Consider the following 19,262-nt stretch of genomic DNA (forward strand, 5'->3'; position numbering starts at 1 on the left):
GCTCTAGCGTCACGGCCATGCCCCGGAGGACCGCAGACGAACGCCACCGTGACAGCGCGCCCGCACCCGAGGTGCGCGAGGTCCACGAACGCGGTGACACCTCGGCACCCGTGGACGCCCTCGTCGCGTTCCACCACCCGCTGCGCCGACGGCTGTTCGAGCTGCTGGTGCTGGAGGGGCCGGCCCCCGTCGGGGTGCTGGCCAGTCGTCTCGGGGTGGCCGTGGGCAGCGTCAGCCACCACCTGAAGCCCCTGCACGCGCAGGGCTTCGTCGAGCCGGCGCCGGAGCTCGCCCGCGACACCCGTCAGAGCTGGTGGCGCGCGCTGCCGCGCCGGCTGAGCTGGTCGGTGCTCGACTACGACAGCCCGGCGGGGCGCGAGATCGCCACTGCCGCGGAGCGGGCCAACCTGCGCCACCACGTCGAGCACGCGGTCGAGTGGTTCGCCCACCGGGACCGGCTCGATCCCGCCTGGGAGGAGGCCGCGACGGTCACCGAGAGCCTGGCCCGCGCGACCCGGGAGCAGCTGCACGAGCTGCGGGCCGGGATCACCGGCCTGCTGGCGGAGTGGACCCGCGCCTGCCGGGAGGACGCCGAGGCCCGGCCGGACGCCGAGCGTGAGCCGGTCTTCGTCTTCGCCTACGCCGTCCCCGTGGTCCGATGACCGACCTCGGGCAGCTGGCGGCCGTCCACCCGGGCGAGGACCTGCCTCCGCTGCGCCGCGACCGGCGGGTGCACGCGCTGGTGGCGGCCAGCGCGGTCTCCTGGACGGGGGACAGCGTCTTCACGATCGGCTTCGCCTGGGCCGCGGTCCACGCGGCCCCGCCTGCTCTCGCCGGCTTCCTCGTGGGCGCGGTGATGCTGCCCCAAGCGGCGTTCCTGCTCTTCGGGGGCGCGCTCGCGGACCGGTGGGACACCCGCCGGATCCTGGTCGCCTGCAACGCCGTGCGCGTGGTGGTGCTGCTCGGCGGGGTGGCCGGCTGGCAGGGCGGTGCGCCCCGGGTCCCGCTGCTCATGGCCGTGGCGCTGGTCTTCGGGGTGGCCGACGCGATCCACAACCCGGCGAACGCCACCCTGCCGCGCCAGCTGGTCCGCGCCGAGGACCTCGGCCGGGTGGCCGGCATGATGCAGGTTGCCAGGAGGCTCTCGGTGTTCGTCGGCGCCGGCGTGGGCGGCTGGCTGGCGGCGGCGTACGGCTTCGGGGCCGCGATGCTCGTGGACGCCCTGACGTTCGTGGTCGTCGGGGTGACGCTCTGGCTGGTCGCGCGGCCACGGCTCGAGCTGCCCCGGGTGACGACCGGGTCGGTCCGCCAGGGGCTGGTCGAGGGCCTCGGCTACGTGCGCCGCGACCCGCGCGCCCGCCGGTTCGTCGTGTCGCTGTCCGGTCTCAACCTGTTCGTCGGCCCGGCGCTCGCGGTCGGCGTCTCGCTGCGCGTGGCGGCTTCGGGCTGGGGCGCCACCACCCTCGGCGCCGTCGAGGCGACGGTGGGCGTGGGTGCTGCCGTCGGGGCCCTGGTGGCGATGTGGTGGCGTCCCCGACGTGACGCGCTGGCCGGCTTCGTCGTGCTCGTCGTGCAGGGCTGCGGCATCGCCTGCCTGGGCGCTCCCTCGCGGGCCGTCCTCGTGGTCGGTGCCGTCGTCGTCGGGCTCACCGCGGGCTGCGCCTCCGTGCTGGTCTCGGGGGCCTTCCAGCGGTCGATCGACCCGGCGTACCTGGGACGGGCGTCCTCGATGACCAGCCTCTCGGACTTCGCGCTGATGCCGGCGATGATGCCGCTGTTCGGGTGGCTCGCCGCGACCTCGTCGGTGACGGCGGCGGCGCTGGCGTTCGGGGCCGGGATGGTGGCGCTGTCCACCTGGGGGGCGTGGGGGTTCCGGGACCGTGCGGCACCGATTGGCCCTGCTTGACCCCGTCCCCGAGAATGGGGCGCGACCGGTCCGTACGACCATCCGCACGACCAGGGGGTGCACTGCCACATGGACGATCGAGAAGAACGTCCGGTCCTCACCGGGCTGCTCGCTCTCGTCGGCGTGGCCGTGGTGGTCGGGCTCGTCCTCGGCTTCGCGGCGCTGGTGGGCACCCGCGTCCTGGGTCTCGACGGCGGCTCGGACTCCTCGAACTCGTCGGCCGAGCGCTCGATGTACCTCCCCAAGCCGTCGAGGACCACGGCCGCCTCGGGCCCGCTGATCACGCTGGCGCCGGGCGAGGAGTCCTCGAGCCCGGCACCCCCGAAGGAGCCGAAGCAGAGCAGGTCGGCCGAGAAGAAGATCTCGCTGTCGGCCGGCGAGACCGCCGTCGGGCCGATGCAGCAGATCGACCTGACCGGCGTCTACCCCGGTGGTGAGGGGGCGATCCTGCAGGTCCAGCGCTTCACCAACGGTGCCTGGACGGACTTCCCCGTCACCGCCTCGGTCAGCAACGAGACGTTCTCCACCTACGTGCAGACCAGCCAGACCGGCGTGAACCGCTTCCGCGTCGTCGACACCGACACCAAGCTGCGGTCCAACGAGGTCAAGGTCACCATCGGCTGACCTGCCGCTGCCCGTCGACCTCAGGCGGCGCTGCGGACCAGCTCGCGCTCCTCGTCGGTGACGGGGACGGCAGGGGCGGGGGTACGACGGCGCAGCATCGCGTGCACCGCGGGCTGGCCGGCGAGGACGCCGCCGAGGACCAGGACCATGCCCAGCCCCTGGGTCCAGCCGAACAGCTCGCCGGCGAAGACGACACCGAGCAGGGTGCCCACGACCGGGTTGACCAGGCCGATGAGGGAGACGACCCCGGCCGGCATGCTGCGCAGGCCCAGGAACCAGCAGTGGTAGGCGAGGCCGGTGCCGACCACCGCGAGCCAGAGGAAGCCGCCCGCCGCCGGGAGGTCGATCCGGGGCGGCGCGCCCTCGACGACCAGGGCGACGGGGACCAGCACCAGGCCGCCCACGACCAGCTGCCACGAGACGAGCGTGAGGTTGTCGACGGGCGCCGGCCAGCGCTTGACCAGCACGTAGCCCAGGGCCGAGACCAGCACCGACCCGAACGCCGCGGCCAGGCCGACCGCGTCGACGTCGCCGGGCGAGCGCAGGACGAGCAGGCCGACACCCAGGGCGCCGACCAGCGCGGCGCCGACCCGGGCCCAGCCGGGTCGCTCGCCGAGCCCGGGCCAGGCCAGCGCCATCGTGACCATCGGCGCCGTGGCCTGCAGGGTCGCCGCGAGCCCGCCCGGGAGGTGGTAGGCCGCGAGGAAGATCAGCGGGAAGAACATCCCGATGTTGAGCAGCCCCAGGACGGTCGCGCGGCCCCACCAGCGCCCGGTGGGCAGCTGGCGGCGCAGGGCGAGGAGCACCAGCCCGACGGGCAGCGCCCGCACGACGGCCGCGAACAGCGGCCGGTCCGGGGGCAGGAACGTCTCGGTCACGAGGTACGTCGATCCCCAGGCGACCGGGGCGACCGCGGTGACGAGCGCGAGACGAGCCTGATTAGTTTCCATGGAAAGCATAATAGTTTCTCCGGAAGGTATATTCCCGCCATGCGGAGCGATGTCGATCACGTCGGGCGGGTGATGGCGCAGTGGCGCGAGGCGAGGCCGGACCTCGATGTCTCACCCCAGGGGGTCATCGGTCGGCTGCACCGCCTGGCCGCCCGGCTGACCGAGGAGCTGGTCGCCGTCTACGGCGAGTTCGGGCTCGGTGAGGGTGAGTTCGACGTGCTGGCGACGTTGCGCCGCGCGGGGGCGCCCTACGAGCTGACCCCCAGCGAGCTGGCCGCCTGGACGATGGTCTCCTCCGGGGCGGTGACCAAGCGGGTCGACCGCTGCGCCCAGCAGGGCTGGGTGACCCGCCGCCACTCCGACCGGGACGCGCGCGGTCGGGTCGTCGCCCTCACCGACGCCGGTCGCGAGCTCATCGACCGCGCCTTCGAGGCGCACATGGCCAACGAGCACCGGCTCCTCGGCAGCCTCAGCGAACGGCAGAGGGCCCAGCTCGCACACCTGCTGGAGGTGTGGGGCCGGGCCCTCGATGCCTGATCCACCCGTTGAGCTGGGCCTGGTTCAGCGTCGAGATGGGCCTGATCCAGTGAATCCGGCCCAGCTCACGACTGACTTCGGCCCAGCTGAACGAGGGGGTGTCAGTCGGGGATGTAGTCGAACGTGTCCGGGTTCGGGCCGGTGCGGCCGTCCTCGCCCCGGTCGAGCGCGCTGATCGCCGCGACCTCGTCCTGGGTGAGCGAGAAGTCGAAGATGTCGAAGTTCTCGCGCATCCGCTCGGCCTTCATCGACTTCGGGAAGACGATGTCGCCGCGCTCGACGTGCCAGCGCAGGGTCACCTGCGAGGCGGTCTTGCCGTAGTTGGCGCCGATCTTGTTGATGACCTCGTCGTCGAGCACCTTGCCCTGCGCGATCGGGGACCAGGCCTCGACCTCGACGCCGTGCCGGATGGAGGCGGCGCGGGCGTCCTCGTTGGTGAAGTAGGGGTGCACCTCGATCTGGTTCACCGCCGGCACCACGCCGGTCTCGCTGATGATCCGGTCGAGGTGGGCGGGCTGGAAGTTGGAGACGCCGATCGAGGTGGCGCGGCCGTCCTCGACGAACTCGGCGAGAGTCCTCCACGTGGACACGAAGTCGCCGTCGTACAGCGTGGGCAGCGGCCAGTGGATGAGGAACAGGTCGATCCGGTCCAGCCCGAGCTTGGTGAGCGTCTCGTCGAACGCGCGGCGGGCGTCGTCGGGCTTGTGGAAGCCGTTGTTGAGCTTGCTGGTGACGTAGAGCTCGTCGCGGGCGATCCCGGAGGACGCGATGGCCTCGCCGACGCCCTCCTCGTTCTGGTACATCTCCGCGGTGTCGATGTGGCGGTAGCCGACCTCGAACGCCTCGGTGACGGTCGCGGCGGTCTCCGCCGGCGGGACCTGGAAGACGCCGAAGCCGAGCTGCGGGATGGTCGTCTGGTTGTTCAGGGTGATCGTGGGAACGGTCATGGAGGGCATGACAACGCGTGCCCGGCCGCTATTCCGTTCATGCCGGCCGTTTGCGCCGGCCCCGCGGGGACTGTGAACCTTCCCACGTGGACCACCCCGACTTCGACACCCGGCTGGCGGCGTACGCCGTCATCGTCGACGACCGCGACCGCATCCTGCTGGCGCTGTGGAACGAGCCCTCGCCCCCGCGGTGGACGATGCCCGGCGGCGGTATCGAGCTCCACGAGAGCCTCGAGGAGGGCCTGGTGCGCGAGCTGCGCGAGGAGACGGGGTACGACGTGCGGCCCGGGCGGCTGCTCGGCGTCGACACCCGCGTGGTGCCCGCGCGCCAGCGCTTCGTCGAGACCGCCCGGCCGCTCAAGGCCGTGCGCGTGGTCTTCGAGGCCGAGGTCGTCGGCGGCGACCTGACCCACGAGACGGACGGCACGACCGACGAGGCCCGCTGGATCGACCTCGCCGAGGTCCCGGGGCTGCCCCGCGCGTCCTCGGTGGATGCCTCGATCGCCCTCTGGCGCGCAGCTGGCCGCTGACCGGTGGATTCGTGCGGCCAGGAGTGCGCCCGGGCACACGCTGGGCCACGCGACCCGAGATGAGCGGCCGGAGCGGGAACAACCCGGGCCGGTCCTCCGTTGGACCGAGTGAGCAAAGTTGAGTTGAATGCACTCAACTTGTTTGCCAGACTCGTCGCCATCGACGCAGGATGGCGTCACCCAAGCTTTGGCAGTCAATCACCGGAGGTAACAACTCATGGCACGTGCGGTCGGCATCGACCTCGGCACGACGAACAGCGTCGTAGCCGTCCTCGAGGGTGGCGAACCCACCGTCATCGCAAACGCGGAAGGCGCTCGCACCACTCCCTCGGTCGTCGCCTTCGCCAAGTCCGGCGAGGTGCTGGTCGGCGAGGTCGCCAAGCGCCAGGCCGTGACCAACGTCGACCGGACCATCCGCTCGGTCAAGCGCCACATGGGCACCGACTGGAAGCAGAAGATCGACGACAAGGACTTCACGCCGCAGCAGATCAGCGCGTTCGTCCTGCAGAAGCTCAAGCGCGACGCCGAGGCCTACCTCGGTGAGACCGTCACCGACGCCGTGATCACGGTGCCGGCGTACTTCTCCGACGCGCAGCGCCAGGCCACCAAGGAGGCCGGCGAGATCGCGGGCCTCAACGTGTCCCGCATCGTCAACGAGCCGACCGCGGCCGCGCTGGCCTACGGCCTCGACAAGGGCGACGACCAGACCATCCTCGTCTTCGACCTCGGTGGCGGCACGTTCGACGTGTCCCTCCTCGAGATCGGCGAGGGTGTCGTCGAGGTGAAGGCGACCTCGGGCGACAACCACCTCGGTGGTGACGACTGGGACGCCCGCGTCGTCGACTGGATGGTCAAGAAGTTCAAGGACAACAACGGCGTCGACCTCGCGGCCGACAAGATCGCCAAGCAGCGCCTCCAGGAGGCCGCGGAGAAGGCGAAGATCGAGCTGTCCTCGTCCTCCGAGACCACGATCCACCTGCCCTACATCACCCACGGCGAGTCCGGCCCGCTGCACTTCGAGGAGCGGCTGACCCGCAGCGAGTTCCAGAAGCTCACCGCCGACCTGCTCGACCGCACCAAGGCGCCGTTCCAGCAGGTGCTCAAGGACGGTGGCGTCGCGGTCAAGGACATCGACCACGTCGTGCTCGTCGGTGGCTCGACCCGCATGCCTGCGGTGACCGAGGTCGTCAAGGAGCTGCTCGGCGGCAAGGAGCCCAACAAGGGCGTCAACCCCGACGAGGTCGTGGCCGTCGGTGCCGCGCTGCAGGCCGGCGTCCTCAAGGGCGAGGTCAAGGACGTGCTGCTGCTCGACGTCACCCCGCTCTCCCTCGGCATCGAGACCAAGGGCGGCGTGATGACCACGCTGATCGAGCGCAACACCACGATCCCGACCAAGCGCTCGGAGATCTTCACCACCGCCGACGACAACCAGCCGTCGGTGGAGATCAAGGTCGCCCAGGGCGAGCGCCAGATGTGGTCGCAGAACCAGCCGCTCGGCAACTTCGAGCTGACCGGTCTGCCGCCGGCGCCGCGCGGCGTGCCGAAGATCGAGGTCACCTTCGACATCGACGCCAACGGCATCGTCCACGTCACCGCGAAGGACCAGGCCTCCGGCAAGGAGCAGTCGATGACGATCTCCGGCGGCTCGGCGCTCTCGAAGGACGACATCGACCGGATGGTCCGCGAGGCCGAGCAGTACGCCGAGGAGGACGCCAAGCGTCGCGAGGCCGTCGAGGTCCGCAACCAGGCCGACTCGCTTGTCTACTCGACCGAGAAGTTCCTCGACGAGAACGGCGAGAAGATCCCCGAGGACGTCAAGACCGAGGTCCGGGCCGACGTCGACGCGCTGAAGGCCACGCTGGAGAACGCCGAGGCGTCCGCCGAGGAGCTCCAGGCCGGCGTCAGCAAGCTCGGTGAGTCCAGCCAGAAGATGGGCGCCGCGATGTACGCCGCCGCCGAGGCCGACCAGGCCGCCGCGGGTGGCACCACCGGCGCCTCCGGCGAGGCCGACGAGGACGTCGTGGACGCCGAGATCGTCGACGAGGGCCCCGCCGAGGGTGAGGCCAAGTGACCGACGCACCCCACCACGGTGCCCAGGACCCGGCCGAGCCCGTCGAGACCCCCGAGGTCTCGACGGGCCCGGCCCCCGGGACGCCCGGGGAGCACGGGTCCTTCGGGGAGGAGGCTGCCGAGATGGCCAACGAGACCGAGGTCGAGGCCCCTGCCGAGGGGCAGGAGGCCGGTGACGTCGAGCTCGAGGACGACCTGACGCGCACCCGCCGCGACCTGGCCGAGCTCACCACCGACCTGCAGCGGCTGCAGGCCGAGTACCTCAACTACAAGCGCCGCGTGGAGCGGGACCGCGAGCTGATCCGGGAGAACGCGACGTACGCCGCGCTCGCCCCGATCGTCGAGGTGCTCGACACCATCGACCGGGCCCGCGAGCACGGTGAGGTCGACGGCGGCTTCAAGGCCGTGGCCGACCAGCTCGAGCGGGTGGTCACCAGCCTGGGGCTGTCCCGGTTCGGTGCGGTGGGCGACCCGTTCGACCCGAGCCTGCACGAGGCCCTCTCGCACATCGGTGAGGACCCGGAGGTCTCGGTGACGACGTGCAAGGTGATCGCGAAGGCCGGCTACCGCATCGGCGACCGGGTGGTCCGGGCCGCGCAGGTGCTGGTGGTCGACCCCGCTGGCGCGTGAGGAGCGACGAGGATGAGGGAGAGGGGGTGCGCGGATGAGTGCCACTGACGGGATGCGGGCCGACTGGGCCGGCAAGGACTTCTACGCCGAGCTCGGTGTGAAGAAGGACGCGACGGCCGACGAGATCAAGAAGGCCTACCGCAAGCTGGCGCGCGCCAACCACCCCGACTCCCACCCCGGCGACACCGCCAAGCACGAGAAGTTCAAGAAGGTCGCCGAGGCCTACGACGTCGTCGGTGACGCCGAGAAGCGCAAGAAGTACGACGAGATGCGCGACCTGTACTCCGGCGGGTTCCGGGGCGGGTTCGGTGGCGGTGGACCCGCCGGCGGTGCCGGTGGGTTCGACCTCAACGACCTGCTGCGCGACCGCGCCGGCGGTGGCGGCGGCTTCGGGGACATGTTCGGCGACCTCTTCGGAGGCGGCCGGCAGCGCACCCAGCAGCGCCGCCCGCAGAAGGGCGCCGACGTCGAGACGACGGCGACGATCAGCTTCACCGACGCCCTCGACGGGGTCACGATCTCGCTGCGGCTGACCTCCGACGCCCCGTGCCCCGACTGCTCGGGCACCGGTGGCAAGCCGGGCACCAAGCCGCACGTCTGCCCCGAGTGCGACGGCGCGGGCTTCGTGGTCGCCTCGGTCGGTGGGGCCTTCTCGATGAACGAGACCTGCCCCGCGTGCGGCGGGCGCCAGCTCGTCTACGACGAGCCGTGCCCGACCTGCCACGGCAGCGGGCGGGGCCTGTCCGCGCGGAGCATCCAGGCCCGGATCCCCGCCGGCGTGAAGGACGGCCAGCGGATCCGGCTGCGCGGCAAGGGCGCGGCCGGGGAGAACGGCGGACCGGCCGGTGACCTCTTCGTCACGGTCAAGGTCTCCCCGCACCGGATCTTCGGCCGCAAGGGCGACAACCTCACCCTCGACGTGCCGGTGTCGTTCGACGAGCTCGCGCTCGGCGCGGACATCAAGATCCCCACCCTGTCCGGGACGCCGGTGACCCTGAAGGTGCCGGCCGGAACGCCCAACGGGCGCACCTTCCGGGTGCGCGGCAAGGGTGCCCGCAAGACCGACGGCACCGTGGGCGACCTGCTCGCGACCGTCGAGGTCCAGGTGCCGAGCGTGCTCGACGACGCCACCCTCGAGGCGATCGAGGCCTACCGGGCCGCGACGGCCGGGAAGCCGATGCGCGCGAACCTCTTCGAGGGCGCGTGATGAAGGGCGGCGCGCACGAGTTCCGGACCCCCGGTCCGGATGCGGCCGTCTACGTCATCAGCGTGGCCGCCGAGCTGACCGGGCTGCACCCGCAGACCCTGCGCACCTACGAGCGGCTGGGCCTGATCACGCCGGGCCGCACCGGTGGTGGCGGACGGCGCTACTCGCACCGCGACATCGAGCTGCTCCGTCAGATCGCGGACCTCACCTCGGCCGGCATCGGCCTGGAGGGGGTGCGGCGCATCCTCGACCTGCAGAACCACGTCGCCGCGCTGGCGCAGCGCAACGAGGAGCTGGTGGCCGAGCTGGAGGCCACCCGCGACGCGCTGCGCCAGGCCCTGGCCGCACGTCGCGCCGAGGGGGCGGTGCCCGCGCCGCCGAACCGGCTCCCGGTGCTGCGGCAGCCGAGCCCCGGCCAGTCCCTGGTGGTCTGGCGCCGCAACAACCGCTGACGTCCACGTCCGGCGCGGGGCCGGCCGCTCGTCAGGCGATCGCCTCGCGCATCTGCGCGAAGCGCTCGTCCATGGTCGTCGCGTACGCCTCGGCGGCCGCTCCGCCGCCGTTGTACTCGTGCGCGGCGGCGATCCAGCTCCCGGTCGAGCGGTGCAGCGCCGCGAGGTGGCGGAAGCCGACGAGCATGTTCGGGTACGGCTTCCAGGCGCCGCCGAGCCGGTCCGCGCGGTCCTGGTAGCTGTACCAGGTCAGCTGCATGGGCCCGACGCCCTGCATCTGGCCGGTGCGCTCGCGGACCGACTTGTAGGCGAGGTACTTGGCCTTGGTCACCTTGCCGGCGCCGGCGAAGACGGTCGGGTCGTGCCCGAAGACGTTCCGACCACCGCCGGTCTCCTGCACCAGGAACGCGCACCCCACGTAGTAGGGGATCTTGGCGTCCCGCGTGGCGCGCAGCGCGGTGTGTGCCATCGAGCACCCGGCCTCGCGAGCCGCCTCGACGCGCTCCTGGGCAGCTGCGGAGGGCTCGGAGGAGGAGCGTGTGGACGTCCCGTCCGCGGTCGTCGGCGCAGCGGCGCTCGAGCTCGACGTCAGCTCCGGGTCGTGCGGGCTGACCTCGGGGCCGACGATCTGGGCGAGCGCGAGGACGGCAGCGGGGAGCAGCACCGCATGGGTGCGCTTCGAGAACAGGCTGGGCACAGGGGGCATGGGGAACTTCCTCGGGTGGGGGACGGTTCCTGCCAGCGGCCGCACAGCGGCTCGCCTCCCCCCGGCAGGCCCAGGCACGGGCAACGGCGACCCGGGTTCATCCGGCGGGTCACCTCGGCACGACGTACCTGGCGTTCAGCATCCCTGCGTGGCGCTCCATCGCGGCCACCGGGACGTCCTCCATCGTGACAAGACGGTGGCGCGAGGGCCAAAATCAGGGCGGGGAGGCCCTGGTCACACCGCCTGCCGGTCCTCGCCGATGTCGCTCGCCGAAGGTCCGGCGCCGCTACAGTCGCGCGCGTGCTGTCCCCAGGAGTGACCCAGCCCACGACGCGGGTGCTGGTCGATGAGTCCCGTCCCGACCTCGGAGACCCGAGGCGAGGTCGTCCGTTGCGTGTCTACGACTGGGCTCCGGACGCACCGGTCGGCTCGCCCGTCGTCGTCGTCTCGCACGGGACCGGAGGATCGGGCCGTGACATGGGATGGCTGGCGCGCCCCCTGGCGGCCGCGGGCCTCCGGGTGCTGAGCCTCGACCATCACGGCAACAACCATGTCGACGGCTACCACCCCGAGGGCTTCCTGCTCGTGTGGGAGCGCCCTCGCGACGTCACGTTCCTCCTCGACGCGGTCTGGGCCGAGCTCCGGCCCGCCGAGGTCGGCGTCGCCGGCTTCTCCTTGGGCGGGTACACCGCCGCCGCGCTGGCCGGAGCCCGGGTGGACCCGGCACTGGTCGGGTCCGTGCTGGCCGGACAGGTCGCTCTTCCACCGATCGAGGAGATGCCGGACGCGCTCGAGCAGCTGCGTGCGCGACGTACCCCCGAGGAGCTGGCGACGGCAGCCGCCGGCGCGGGGGCCGACCTGCGGGACCGGCGGGTCGTGGCGGCCTTCCTGGTCGCCCCCGGTCTGGGCCCGCTGCTGACTCCGCAGAGCCTGGCGACGGTCGCCGTTCCGGTGGAGGTGCGGTGGGGCGACGCCGACACCACCAACCCCTTCGACCTGGACGTGCGCCCGCTGCTCGAGCACCTCCCGGGGGTGAGCGGGCGGGAGATCGGGCCGGGGGCGGGGCACCACGACTTCATCGAGCCGCTGACTCCTGACCGTCCCTCGGCGCGGGACCGGGTCGCGGAGGACGCCGTGGCGTTCTTCACCGAGCGCCTGGTGGCCGGCGCCGGCTAACCGGTGGGCGAAGGCAGGTCCGCCTCGGGCCAGGAGCTCGGACGGCGCAGCCGGGCGGGGACCCGGGTGGTGGCGTCGCCGCGAGCCGCCTCCAGCTGCGGGCCGGTGAGGAACAACGCCTCGCGCAGGTCGGCGCCGCGCAGGTCCGCGCCGCGCAGGTCCGCCCCGAGGAGGTCGACGGCACCGAGGTCCACCCCGCGCAGGTCCGCCCCGATGAGCAGCGCTCCGCGCAGCGAGGCCGAGGCCAGGTCCCGACGCCGCAGGTCCCGTCCGGCCAGGTCGGCACGGGAGAGGTCGGGGCGGTCGGTGCCGCGCACCCGCACGCTCGCGGCGATCAGCAGGTCGGCGCACTCCCCGTGCAGCTCGTCGACGTCCGCGGTCAGCAGCTCGACGGGCGTCGCGTCGCGCAGGACCAGCAGCCGGTGGCGCAGGTCCTCCGCCGCGGGGTCGGGGGCCCGGCGGCCGACCTCGCCGAGGTGAGCGAGCAGCTCGTGGAGATGGCGTACGACGGACAGCACGGCCGCCATCTCGCCGAGGTCGTCGTGATCGCGCCACGACGTACCCCCGTAGGTCACCTGGGAGACGTGCTGGCCGGCCCCGAAGCAGTCGAAGACCGCGCAGCCCGACCAGCCCCGCTCGCGCAGGTCGGCGTGGATCCCGCACCGGTCGTCGCGCTGGAGGTGGTGGCAGGGCACGCCCCCGGGCTTGTCGGCGCCGAAGCCGGCGTCCCGACGGTAGGGCAGCAGCACGCAGCACAGCGCGAAGCAGCGTGAGCAGTCGGCCTCGAGCTCGGGGTCGGAGGCGGTCGTCGGCACCCGGCCATCCTCGCAGCCGGCGATCGCCGGCCCCGACCGGCGGCGCTGCGCTGTGACGAGAGCCGCTTTACATCCACTGGTCATCTGTAAGGCGGGCTCGCTATGGTTCGTCCGGTTGGATCGCCCCGCAACGGGGTAGACCCGAGGGGTGACGCCGATGCTGGACTCGCCAGGGCTGGCGTGGCTCGACGAGTGGGCTGCCGGCGTGAGCTGGGTGCACTTCGCCACCATCCCGCTGTTCACCGGCGTCGTGGGCTGGCTGATCAACTGGTCGGGCCTGGTCATGCTCTTCAGGCCGGTGCGCTTCCACGGCGTGCGCATCCCCGGGATGCGCGAGCTGGCCTCGGTGCTGCCGCGCAAGGTGCAGGAGGTGCCCGGCCTGCTCCAGGGGGGCATCGGGTGGCAGGGGATCATCCCGGCCCGGGCCGCCAAGATGGGCAGCATCGCGGTCGACAAGGCGATCTCGAAGCTGGGCACGCCGGCGGAGTTCTACCAGCAGCTCGAGCCCGACCGGATCGCCGAGCACATCGTCACCGTCTTCCGCCCGGAGATCCCCGAGCTGGTCGACGAGGTCATGCGTCGGGAGCACCCGCGGCTGTGGCGCGACCTGCCGCGCCCGTTGCGCGAGGCCGTGGTCGAGCGGGTCCAGGCCCAGCTGCCCGCGGTGGTGGGTCGGGTCACCGACGAGATCGGGGTCCACATCGACCAGCTGCTCGACCCCAAGATCATGGTCATCGACCACTTCCGCGCCAACCCGTCGCTGGTGGTGCGGATCTTCCGCGACTTCGGCCAGCGCGAGCTGAACCTGATGGTGGCGTTCGGGTTCGTCTTCGGCTTCCTGCTCGGCATCCCGGTGGCCGTCGTGGACAGCGTCTTCGGCCAGTGGTGGCTGCTGCCCGTCCTCGGTGTGGTGGTCGGCTGGATCACGAACGCCCTCGGCATGTGGCTGATCTTCGAGCCGCCGCAGCCCCGACGGATCCTGGGCATCAAGGTGCACGGCCTCTTCCTGCGCCGCCAGGACGAGGCCGCCGAGGTGTACGCCCGGATCATCGCCGAGGACGTCATCACGCTCGAGCGGATCGGCGACTTCCTGCTCGACGGGCCGCGCGGTGACCGGACCCGGCAGATGCTCGCGACCGCGCTGCGGCCGGCGATCGACAAGGCCGCCGGCCCCGCGCGCGCAGCGGTGCGGGTCGCGGTCGGTCCGGCCCGCTTCGACACGATCCGCGAGTCCGTGGCGCGCGAGGCGGTGGGCCGCACGCTCACGCCGTTCAAGGACCCGGTGTTCAGCAGGCGCCAGGCCGACAAGATCCAGGTCCTCGTCGCGCGACGGACCAAGGAGCTCCCGCCGCGCGACTTCGTCGAGATGATGCGGGCCGCGATCAAGGAGGACGAGTGGATGCTCTACGCCCACGGCGCGATCATGGGCCTGGGGGGCGGGTTCCTGCACCTGTGGCTGTTCGGAGCGGGCGGATGAGCGACCCGACGGCCGGCGGGCACGACGACGTCCCCGAGGTGGAGCTCGACCCGCCGGTGCCTCCCGGGCCGCGCGGGCCCCAGCTCCCGCCCGGCATGGCCGACGGGCTCGCGCCGGCCGTCGAGGCGCTGCCGGGGCTGGCCCGGGTGGCGGCCTCGGCCTGGTGGCACACGACCGAGTGGGGCGTCCGGACCTCCGCCCGCGCCGGCCGGCGGATGGCGCGGGCGGTCACCGACGCCGACGAGGCCGCCGCGCTGGCCCGCGACGCCACCGAGGCGGCCTCGGTGATCGGCGGGCTGGCCCGGGCCGTCTCCTCGGGCGTCCCGCTGTCCCGCGCCCTGATGACGGCGGGGGAGTCCCTCGGGGAGCTCGCCGAGCCGCCGGAGGCCACCAACGGCCACGCGACCGAGGCGCCGGGCTCCCTGCGCGAGCGTGGCGCCCAGCTGCTGGAGCGCTCCCGTGACGTGTGGAGCACCGACGTCGGCCACCCGGCGTACGAACGGATCCTCGACGAGCTCGCGCCCGACGAGGCCCGGATCCTCCTGCTCCTGCTGCAGGGCGGACCCCAGCCGAGCGTGGACGTCCGCACCGGTGGGCCGATCGGCATGGTCAACAGCCAGCTGATCGCGCCCGGGCTCTCGATGATCGGCGCCCGGGCGGGGTGTCGCTACCTGGACCAGGTGCCGGCGTACCTCAACAACCTGTTCCGGCTGGGCCTGGTGTGGTTCTCCCGCGAGTCCCTGCGCGACCCGATGGAGTACCAGGTCGTCGAGGCGCAGCCGGACGTGATGGCCGCCGTGCACTCGGTGAAGTTCGCGAAGATCGTCCGTCGCAGCATCCACCTGACGCCCTTCGGCGAGGACTTCTGCCGGACCTGCCTGGTCGACGAGTCCGTCGCCGCCACCGACTTCCCCCAGCACGCCCTGCCCCCTGAGCCCGAGGCCGGCGAACCGCCCTCGGCCTGAGGGTCGCTACGGTGCGGCCGTGCGTGGGTCGCTGCTGGTCGCCGGGACGACGTCGGACGCCGGGAAGACGGTGGTCACGACGGCGCTGTGCCGCGCGTTCGCACGCCGCGGGGTCCGGGTGGCGCCGTTCAAGGCGCAGAACATGTCGAACAACTCGATGGTATGCCTCGCCCCGGACGGCGTCGCCGCCGAGATCGGTCGCGCGCAGTGGAGCCAGGCGCTCGCGGCCGGGGCGGTGCCGGAGCCGGCGATGAACCCGGTGCTGCTCAAGCCCGGCAGCGACCGGCGCAGCCATGTCGTGGTCATGGGGCAGCCGGCCGGCGACCTGCAGGCCTCCGACTTCCTCGGCGGCCGGACCCAGCTGCGCGACGCGGCGTTCGCGGCGTACGACGACCTCGCCGGCAGGTACGACGTCGTGGTCGCCGAGGGCGCCGGCAGCCCCACCGAGATCAACCTGCGCGCGGGCGACTTCGTGAACATGGGCCTGGCCCGGCACGGCCGGATCCCGACGGTGGTCGTGGGGGACATCGACCGGGGCGGCGTGTTCGCCTCGATGTTCGGCACGCTCGCGCTGCTCGACGAGGCGGACCAGCGGCTGGTCGCCGGCTGGGTCGTCAACAAGTTCCGCGGCGACCGCGGGCTGCTCGAGCCCGGCCTCGAGCAGCTACGTGACCTGACCGGCCGCCCCGTGCACGGCGTGCTCCCGTGGCATCCCGACCTGTGGCTGGACTCCGAGGACGCCCTCGACCTGGGGGGTCGTCGGGCGGCGGACGGTGCCGGGCCGACGCTGCGGGTGGCCGTCGTCCGGCTGCCCCGGATCAGCAACTTCACCGACGTCGACGCGCTCGGGCTCGAGCCCTCGGTGGACGTGGTCTTCGCCAGCGAGCCGCGTGCGCTGGCCGGGGCCGACGTCGTGGTCCTGCCCGGGACCCGCGCCACCGTGGCGGACCTGGCCTGGCTGCGCGAGCGGGGCCTGGACCGGGCGGTGGTGGAGCACGCGGCTGCGGGCCGGGCCGTGCTGGGCATCTGCGGCGGCTTCCAGATGCTCGGCCGCAGGGTGAGCGATCCCGCCGGTGTCGAGGGCCCCGCCGGCACCGAGGTGCCGGGTCTCGGGCTGCTCGACGTGGAGACCGTCTTCGAGGCCGACAAGGTCCTCGGACTGCCCGCGGGCCGGGCCCTGGGCGAGCCCGTGCGGGGCTACGAGATCCACCACGGGCGGGTCACCTGCGGTCCGGCCGCGACGGCTTTCCCCGGTGGGGCGAGCGCCGGCAGCGTCCTCGGGACCCTGTGGCACGGCCTGCTGGAGTGCGACGGCTTCCGGCAGGCGTGGCTCGGACGGGTGGCGGCGGCCGCGGGCGCGTCGTACACCCCGTCGGGGGTCTGCTTCGCCGAGCGTCGCGAGGCCCGGTTCGAGCTGCTGGCGGACCTGGCGGAGGAGCACCTCGACGTGGACGCCCTCCTCGAGCTGGCGCTCACCGGTCCGCCCGCCGGGCTGCCCCTGCTCGGTCCGGGCGCCTGCTGACCCGGGATGCGGTGGCCTTGGCCGCCGCGGCCGGATCGGTGCATCGTGCAGAATTCACAAAAGTTGAGCGGAACAGACTCAACTTCTCGCGCGTTGTGACCAGTGACGAGCACACTGGGTGCCCGTCCTCGAGGAAGTCGCTCCCAGGAGACAACAGCCCATGAGCCAGTTCGGCGCCGACAAGTTCACCACTCGCAGCCGCGAGGCGATCGAGGCCGCCCAGCTGTCCGCGACGACGGCCGGCAACACCAACACCGAGCCCATCCACCTGCTGGTGGCGCTGCTGCGCCAGGAGGAGGGCACTGCGCGCAACCTGGTCACCAAGGCCGGTGTCGACGCCGGTGCGCTCACCGCCCAGGCCGAGCGCGTGCTGACGGCGCTGCCGCGCGCCAGCGGCTCGACCGTCCAGCAGCCCGGCGCGTCCGCCGCGCTGACGCGAGTGCTCGCCGCGGCCCTCGACCTCGCCGGCAGCATGAAGGACGACTACGTCGCCACCGAGCACCTGCTCATCGCGATCGCCGGCACCGAGAGCTCTGCCCAGAAGGTCCTCCAGGACGCCGGGCTGACCGAGCAGGGCCTGCGCGAGAGCCTCACCGCCGTGCGCGGGAACCGCCGGGTGACCAGCCAGGAGGCCGAGTCGACCTACGAGGCGCTCGAGAAGTACTCCGTCGACCTGACCAGGGCGGCCGAGGACGGCCGCCTCGACCCGGTGATCGGGCGGGACGCCGAGATCCGCCGCGTCGTCCAGGTCCTGAGCCGGCGCACCAAGAACAACCCGGTCCTCATCGGTGAGCCCGGCGTCGGCAAGACCGCCGTCGTCGAGGGCCTGGCCCAGCGGGTCGTCGCCGGCGACGTGCCCGACTCCCTCAAGGGTCGCCGGGTGCTGAGCCTCGACCTCGCGGCCATGGTCGCGGGCGCGAAGTACCGCGGCGAGTTCGAGGAGCGGCTCAAGGCCGTGCTCGAGGAGATCAAGGACGCCGGCGGCCAGATCATCACCTTCATCGACGAGCTGCACACGGTCGTCGGGGCGGGCGCCGGTGGCGACTCCGCGATGGACGCCGGCAACATGCTCAAGCCGATGCTGGCCCGCGGCGAGCTGCACATGATCGGCGCGACCACCCTGGACGAGTACCGCGAGCGGATCGAGAAGGACCCTGCGCTCGAGCGCCGGTTCCAGCAGGTCTTCGTCGGCGAGCCCAGCGTCGAGGACACCATCCAGATCCTGCGCGGCATCCAGGAGAAGTACGAAGCGCACCACGGCGTGCGCATCACCGACGCCGCCCTGGTCGCCGCCGCGACCCTCTCCGACCGCTACATCCCCGGCCGCCAGCTGCCCGACAAGGCGATCGACCTCATCGACGAGGCCGCCTCCCGGCTGCGCATGGAGATCGAGTCCTCGCCCGAGGAGATCGACCAGCTGCGCCGCCAGGTTGACCGCATGAAGATGGAGCAGTTCGCGCTCGAGAAGGAGTCCGACGACGCCTCGGTCGAGCGGCTCGCCAAGCTCAAGGCCGACCTGGCCGACCGCGAGGAGGAGCTGCGGGCGCTCGAGGTCCGCTGGGAGCAGGAGAAGACCTCGCTGGAGGGCGAGGGCGAGCTGCGCCGCCAGCTCGACCAGCTGCGCAGCGAGGCCGACCGGCTGCTCCGCGAGGGCAACCTCGAGGCCGCCAGCCGGATCAACTACGAGTCGATCCCCGCGCTGGAGAAGAAGATCAGCTCGGTGGTCGACGCCGAGCGCTCCGACCTCGAGCCGCTGGTCGGCGAGGAGGTCGGCGCCGAGCAGGTCGCCGACGTCGTCGAGGCCTGGACCGGCATCCCGACCGGCCGCATGCTCGAGGGCGAGACCGCCAAGCTGTTGCGCATGGAGGAGGTCATCGGAGAGCGCCTGATCGGGCAGGAGGGTGCGGTCCGGGCCGTCAGCGACGCCGTACGCCGCTCCCGCGCGGGCATCTCCGACCCGAACCGGCCCACCGGTTCGTTCCTGTTCCTCGGCCCCACCGGCACCGGCAAGACCGAGCTGGCCAAGGCGCTGGCGGACTTCCTGTTCGACGACGAGCGGGCCATCGTGCGCATCGACATGAGCGAGTACTCCGAGAAGCACTCGGTCGCGCGCCTGGTCGGCGCCCCTCCCGGCTACGTCGGCTACGAGGAGGGCGGCCAGCTGACCGAGGCGGTCCGCCGGCGGCCGTACTCCGTCGTGCTGCTCGACGAGGTCGAGAAGGCGCACCCCGAGGTGTTCGACATCCTCCTCCAGGTGCTCGACGACGGCCGGCTGACCGACGGTCAGGGCCGCACCGTCGACTTCCGGAACACGCTGCTGATCCTGACCAGCAACCTCGGGTCGCACTACCTGGTCGATCCCATGCTGGACGCGGAGAAGAAGCGCGACTCGGTGATGGCGGTCGTGCGGTCGTCGTTCAAGCCGGAGTTCCTCAACCGCCTCGACGAGGTGGTCATGTTCGACGCGCTCACGCTCGACGAGCTGACCCACATCGTCGACCTGCAGCTGTCGCTGCTGGAGAAGAGGCTGGCCGTGCGGCGGATCACCGTCGAGGTCAGCGACGCGGCCCGGCGCTGGCTCGCCGACACCGGCTACGACCCGGCGTACGGCGCCCGCCCGCTGCGGCGGCTGATCCAGAGCGCGATCGGTGACCCGCTGGCGCGGATGCTGATCGGCGGCGAGGTCACCGACGGCGACGTCGTCCACGTGGACCGCGGCGAGGACGGCCTCACGCTGGCCGTGTGACC

At 72.5% G+C, this 19,262-nt stretch carries 18 protein-coding genes; 14 read left to right on the top strand and 4 right to left on the bottom strand.

Annotation, left to right across the window (positions count from 1 at the left end):
* Positions 1–17 precede the first annotated feature (17 nt).
* From ACZ43H_RS21500 to ACZ43H_RS21510, 3 genes are all read left to right on the top strand, one after another.
* The gene (locus ACZ43H_RS21500) at positions 18–662 is read left to right on the top strand and encodes an ArsR/SmtB family transcription factor (protein ID WP_464586359.1); all 645 of its coding nucleotides are present in this window, start codon (positions 18–20) and stop codon (positions 660–662) included.
* A complete protein-coding gene (locus ACZ43H_RS21505; protein WP_464586360.1) occupies positions 659–1,906 on the top strand; it encodes an MFS transporter in 1,248 nt (415 codons plus the stop codon). Before ACZ43H_RS21500 ends, ACZ43H_RS21505 begins: the two co-directional genes overlap by 4 nt.
* Positions 1,907–1,975: 69 nt before the next feature.
* Positions 1,976–2,530, top strand: coding sequence for a hypothetical protein (locus ACZ43H_RS21510; protein ID WP_464586361.1), 555 nt, complete (start codon positions 1,976–1,978; stop codon positions 2,528–2,530).
* Between the two features lie 20 nt (positions 2,531–2,550).
* Here ACZ43H_RS21510 and ACZ43H_RS21515 read toward each other — a convergent pair whose 3' ends face one another.
* Complete coding sequence (locus ACZ43H_RS21515; RefSeq protein WP_464586362.1) at positions 2,551–3,480, bottom strand: DMT family transporter; 930 nt, start codon at positions 3,478–3,480, stop codon at positions 2,551–2,553.
* Between the two features lie 39 nt (positions 3,481–3,519).
* On the opposite strand from ACZ43H_RS21515, the gene ACZ43H_RS21520 reads away from it, so the two are divergent.
* A complete protein-coding gene (locus tag ACZ43H_RS21520; protein WP_464586363.1) occupies positions 3,520–4,017 on the top strand; it encodes a MarR family winged helix-turn-helix transcriptional regulator in 498 nt (165 codons plus the stop codon).
* Between the two features lie 101 nt (positions 4,018–4,118).
* Here the strand turns inward: ACZ43H_RS21520 and ACZ43H_RS21525 are convergent, their stop codons facing one another.
* Positions 4,119–4,964 (bottom strand): aldo/keto reductase, encoded by an 846-nt coding sequence (locus tag ACZ43H_RS21525; RefSeq protein ID WP_464586364.1) that lies wholly within the window; start codon positions 4,962–4,964, stop codon positions 4,119–4,121.
* An 86-nt stretch (positions 4,965–5,050) separates the two neighbouring features.
* Between ACZ43H_RS21525 and ACZ43H_RS21530 the strand changes: the two genes are divergently transcribed.
* The 5 genes from ACZ43H_RS21530 (at position 5,051) to ACZ43H_RS21550 (ending at position 9,853) form a co-directional block, all read left to right on the top strand.
* Positions 5,051–5,494 (top strand): NUDIX hydrolase, encoded by a 444-nt coding sequence (locus ACZ43H_RS21530; RefSeq protein WP_464586365.1) that lies wholly within the window; start codon positions 5,051–5,053, stop codon positions 5,492–5,494.
* A gap of 217 nt (positions 5,495–5,711) precedes the next feature.
* A complete protein-coding gene (dnaK, locus tag ACZ43H_RS21535) occupies positions 5,712–7,565 on the top strand; it encodes a molecular chaperone DnaK (RefSeq protein ID WP_464586366.1) in 1,854 nt (617 codons plus the stop codon).
* Positions 7,562–8,194 carry a nucleotide exchange factor GrpE gene (grpE, locus tag ACZ43H_RS21540; RefSeq protein ID WP_464586367.1) on the top strand — a complete coding sequence of 211 codons (633 nt, stop codon included), beginning with the start codon at positions 7,562–7,564 and terminating at the stop codon, positions 8,192–8,194. The genes dnaK and grpE overlap by 4 nt, the downstream gene beginning before the upstream one ends.
* A 34-nt stretch (positions 8,195–8,228) precedes the next feature.
* A complete protein-coding gene (gene dnaJ / locus ACZ43H_RS21545; RefSeq protein WP_464586368.1) occupies positions 8,229–9,401 on the top strand; it encodes a molecular chaperone DnaJ in 1,173 nt (390 codons plus the stop codon).
* Positions 9,401–9,853: a heat shock protein transcriptional repressor HspR gene (locus tag ACZ43H_RS21550; RefSeq protein WP_464586369.1), complete on the top strand. Its 453-nt coding sequence runs from the start codon at positions 9,401–9,403 to the stop codon at positions 9,851–9,853. The genes dnaJ and ACZ43H_RS21550 overlap by 1 nt, the downstream gene beginning before the upstream one ends.
* Positions 9,854–9,884: 31 nt before the next feature.
* Here ACZ43H_RS21550 and ACZ43H_RS21555 read toward each other — a convergent pair whose 3' ends face one another.
* The gene (locus ACZ43H_RS21555; RefSeq protein WP_464586370.1) at positions 9,885–10,559 is read right to left on the bottom strand and encodes a hypothetical protein; all 675 of its coding nucleotides are present in this window, start codon (positions 10,557–10,559) and stop codon (positions 9,885–9,887) included.
* Positions 10,560–10,859: 300 nt separating this feature from the next.
* Between ACZ43H_RS21555 and ACZ43H_RS21560 the strand changes: the two genes are divergently transcribed.
* Positions 10,860–11,735 carry an alpha/beta hydrolase family protein gene (locus ACZ43H_RS21560; RefSeq protein WP_464586371.1) on the top strand — a complete coding sequence of 292 codons (876 nt, stop codon included), beginning with the start codon at positions 10,860–10,862 and terminating at the stop codon, positions 11,733–11,735.
* Here ACZ43H_RS21560 and ACZ43H_RS21565 read toward each other — a convergent pair.
* Entirely contained in the window at positions 11,732–12,550 is an 819-nt protein-coding gene (locus ACZ43H_RS21565) for a pentapeptide repeat-containing protein (RefSeq protein ID WP_464586372.1), read from the bottom strand. The genes ACZ43H_RS21560 and ACZ43H_RS21565 overlap by 4 nt on opposite strands.
* A gap of 157 nt (positions 12,551–12,707) precedes the next feature.
* On the opposite strand from ACZ43H_RS21565, the gene ACZ43H_RS21570 reads away from it, so the two are divergent.
* From ACZ43H_RS21570 to clpB, 4 genes are all read left to right on the top strand, one after another.
* Complete coding sequence (locus ACZ43H_RS21570; protein ID WP_464586373.1) at positions 12,708–14,027, top strand: hypothetical protein; 1,320 nt, start codon at positions 12,708–12,710, stop codon at positions 14,025–14,027.
* Positions 14,024–14,992, top strand: coding sequence for an Abi-alpha family protein (locus tag ACZ43H_RS21575; RefSeq protein ID WP_464586374.1), 969 nt, complete (start codon positions 14,024–14,026; stop codon positions 14,990–14,992). The genes ACZ43H_RS21570 and ACZ43H_RS21575 overlap by 4 nt, the downstream gene beginning before the upstream one ends.
* 19 nt (positions 14,993–15,011) lie before the next feature.
* Positions 15,012–16,514 carry a cobyric acid synthase gene (locus ACZ43H_RS21580; protein ID WP_464586375.1) on the top strand — a complete coding sequence of 501 codons (1,503 nt, stop codon included), beginning with the start codon at positions 15,012–15,014 and terminating at the stop codon, positions 16,512–16,514.
* A gap of 160 nt (positions 16,515–16,674) precedes the next feature.
* A complete protein-coding gene (clpB, locus tag ACZ43H_RS21585) occupies positions 16,675–19,260 on the top strand; it encodes an ATP-dependent chaperone ClpB (RefSeq protein ID WP_464586376.1) in 2,586 nt (861 codons plus the stop codon).
* Positions 19,261–19,262: the final 2 nt, after the last annotated feature.

The sequence above is a fragment of the Nocardioides sp. DN36 genome, assembly GCF_055380375.1.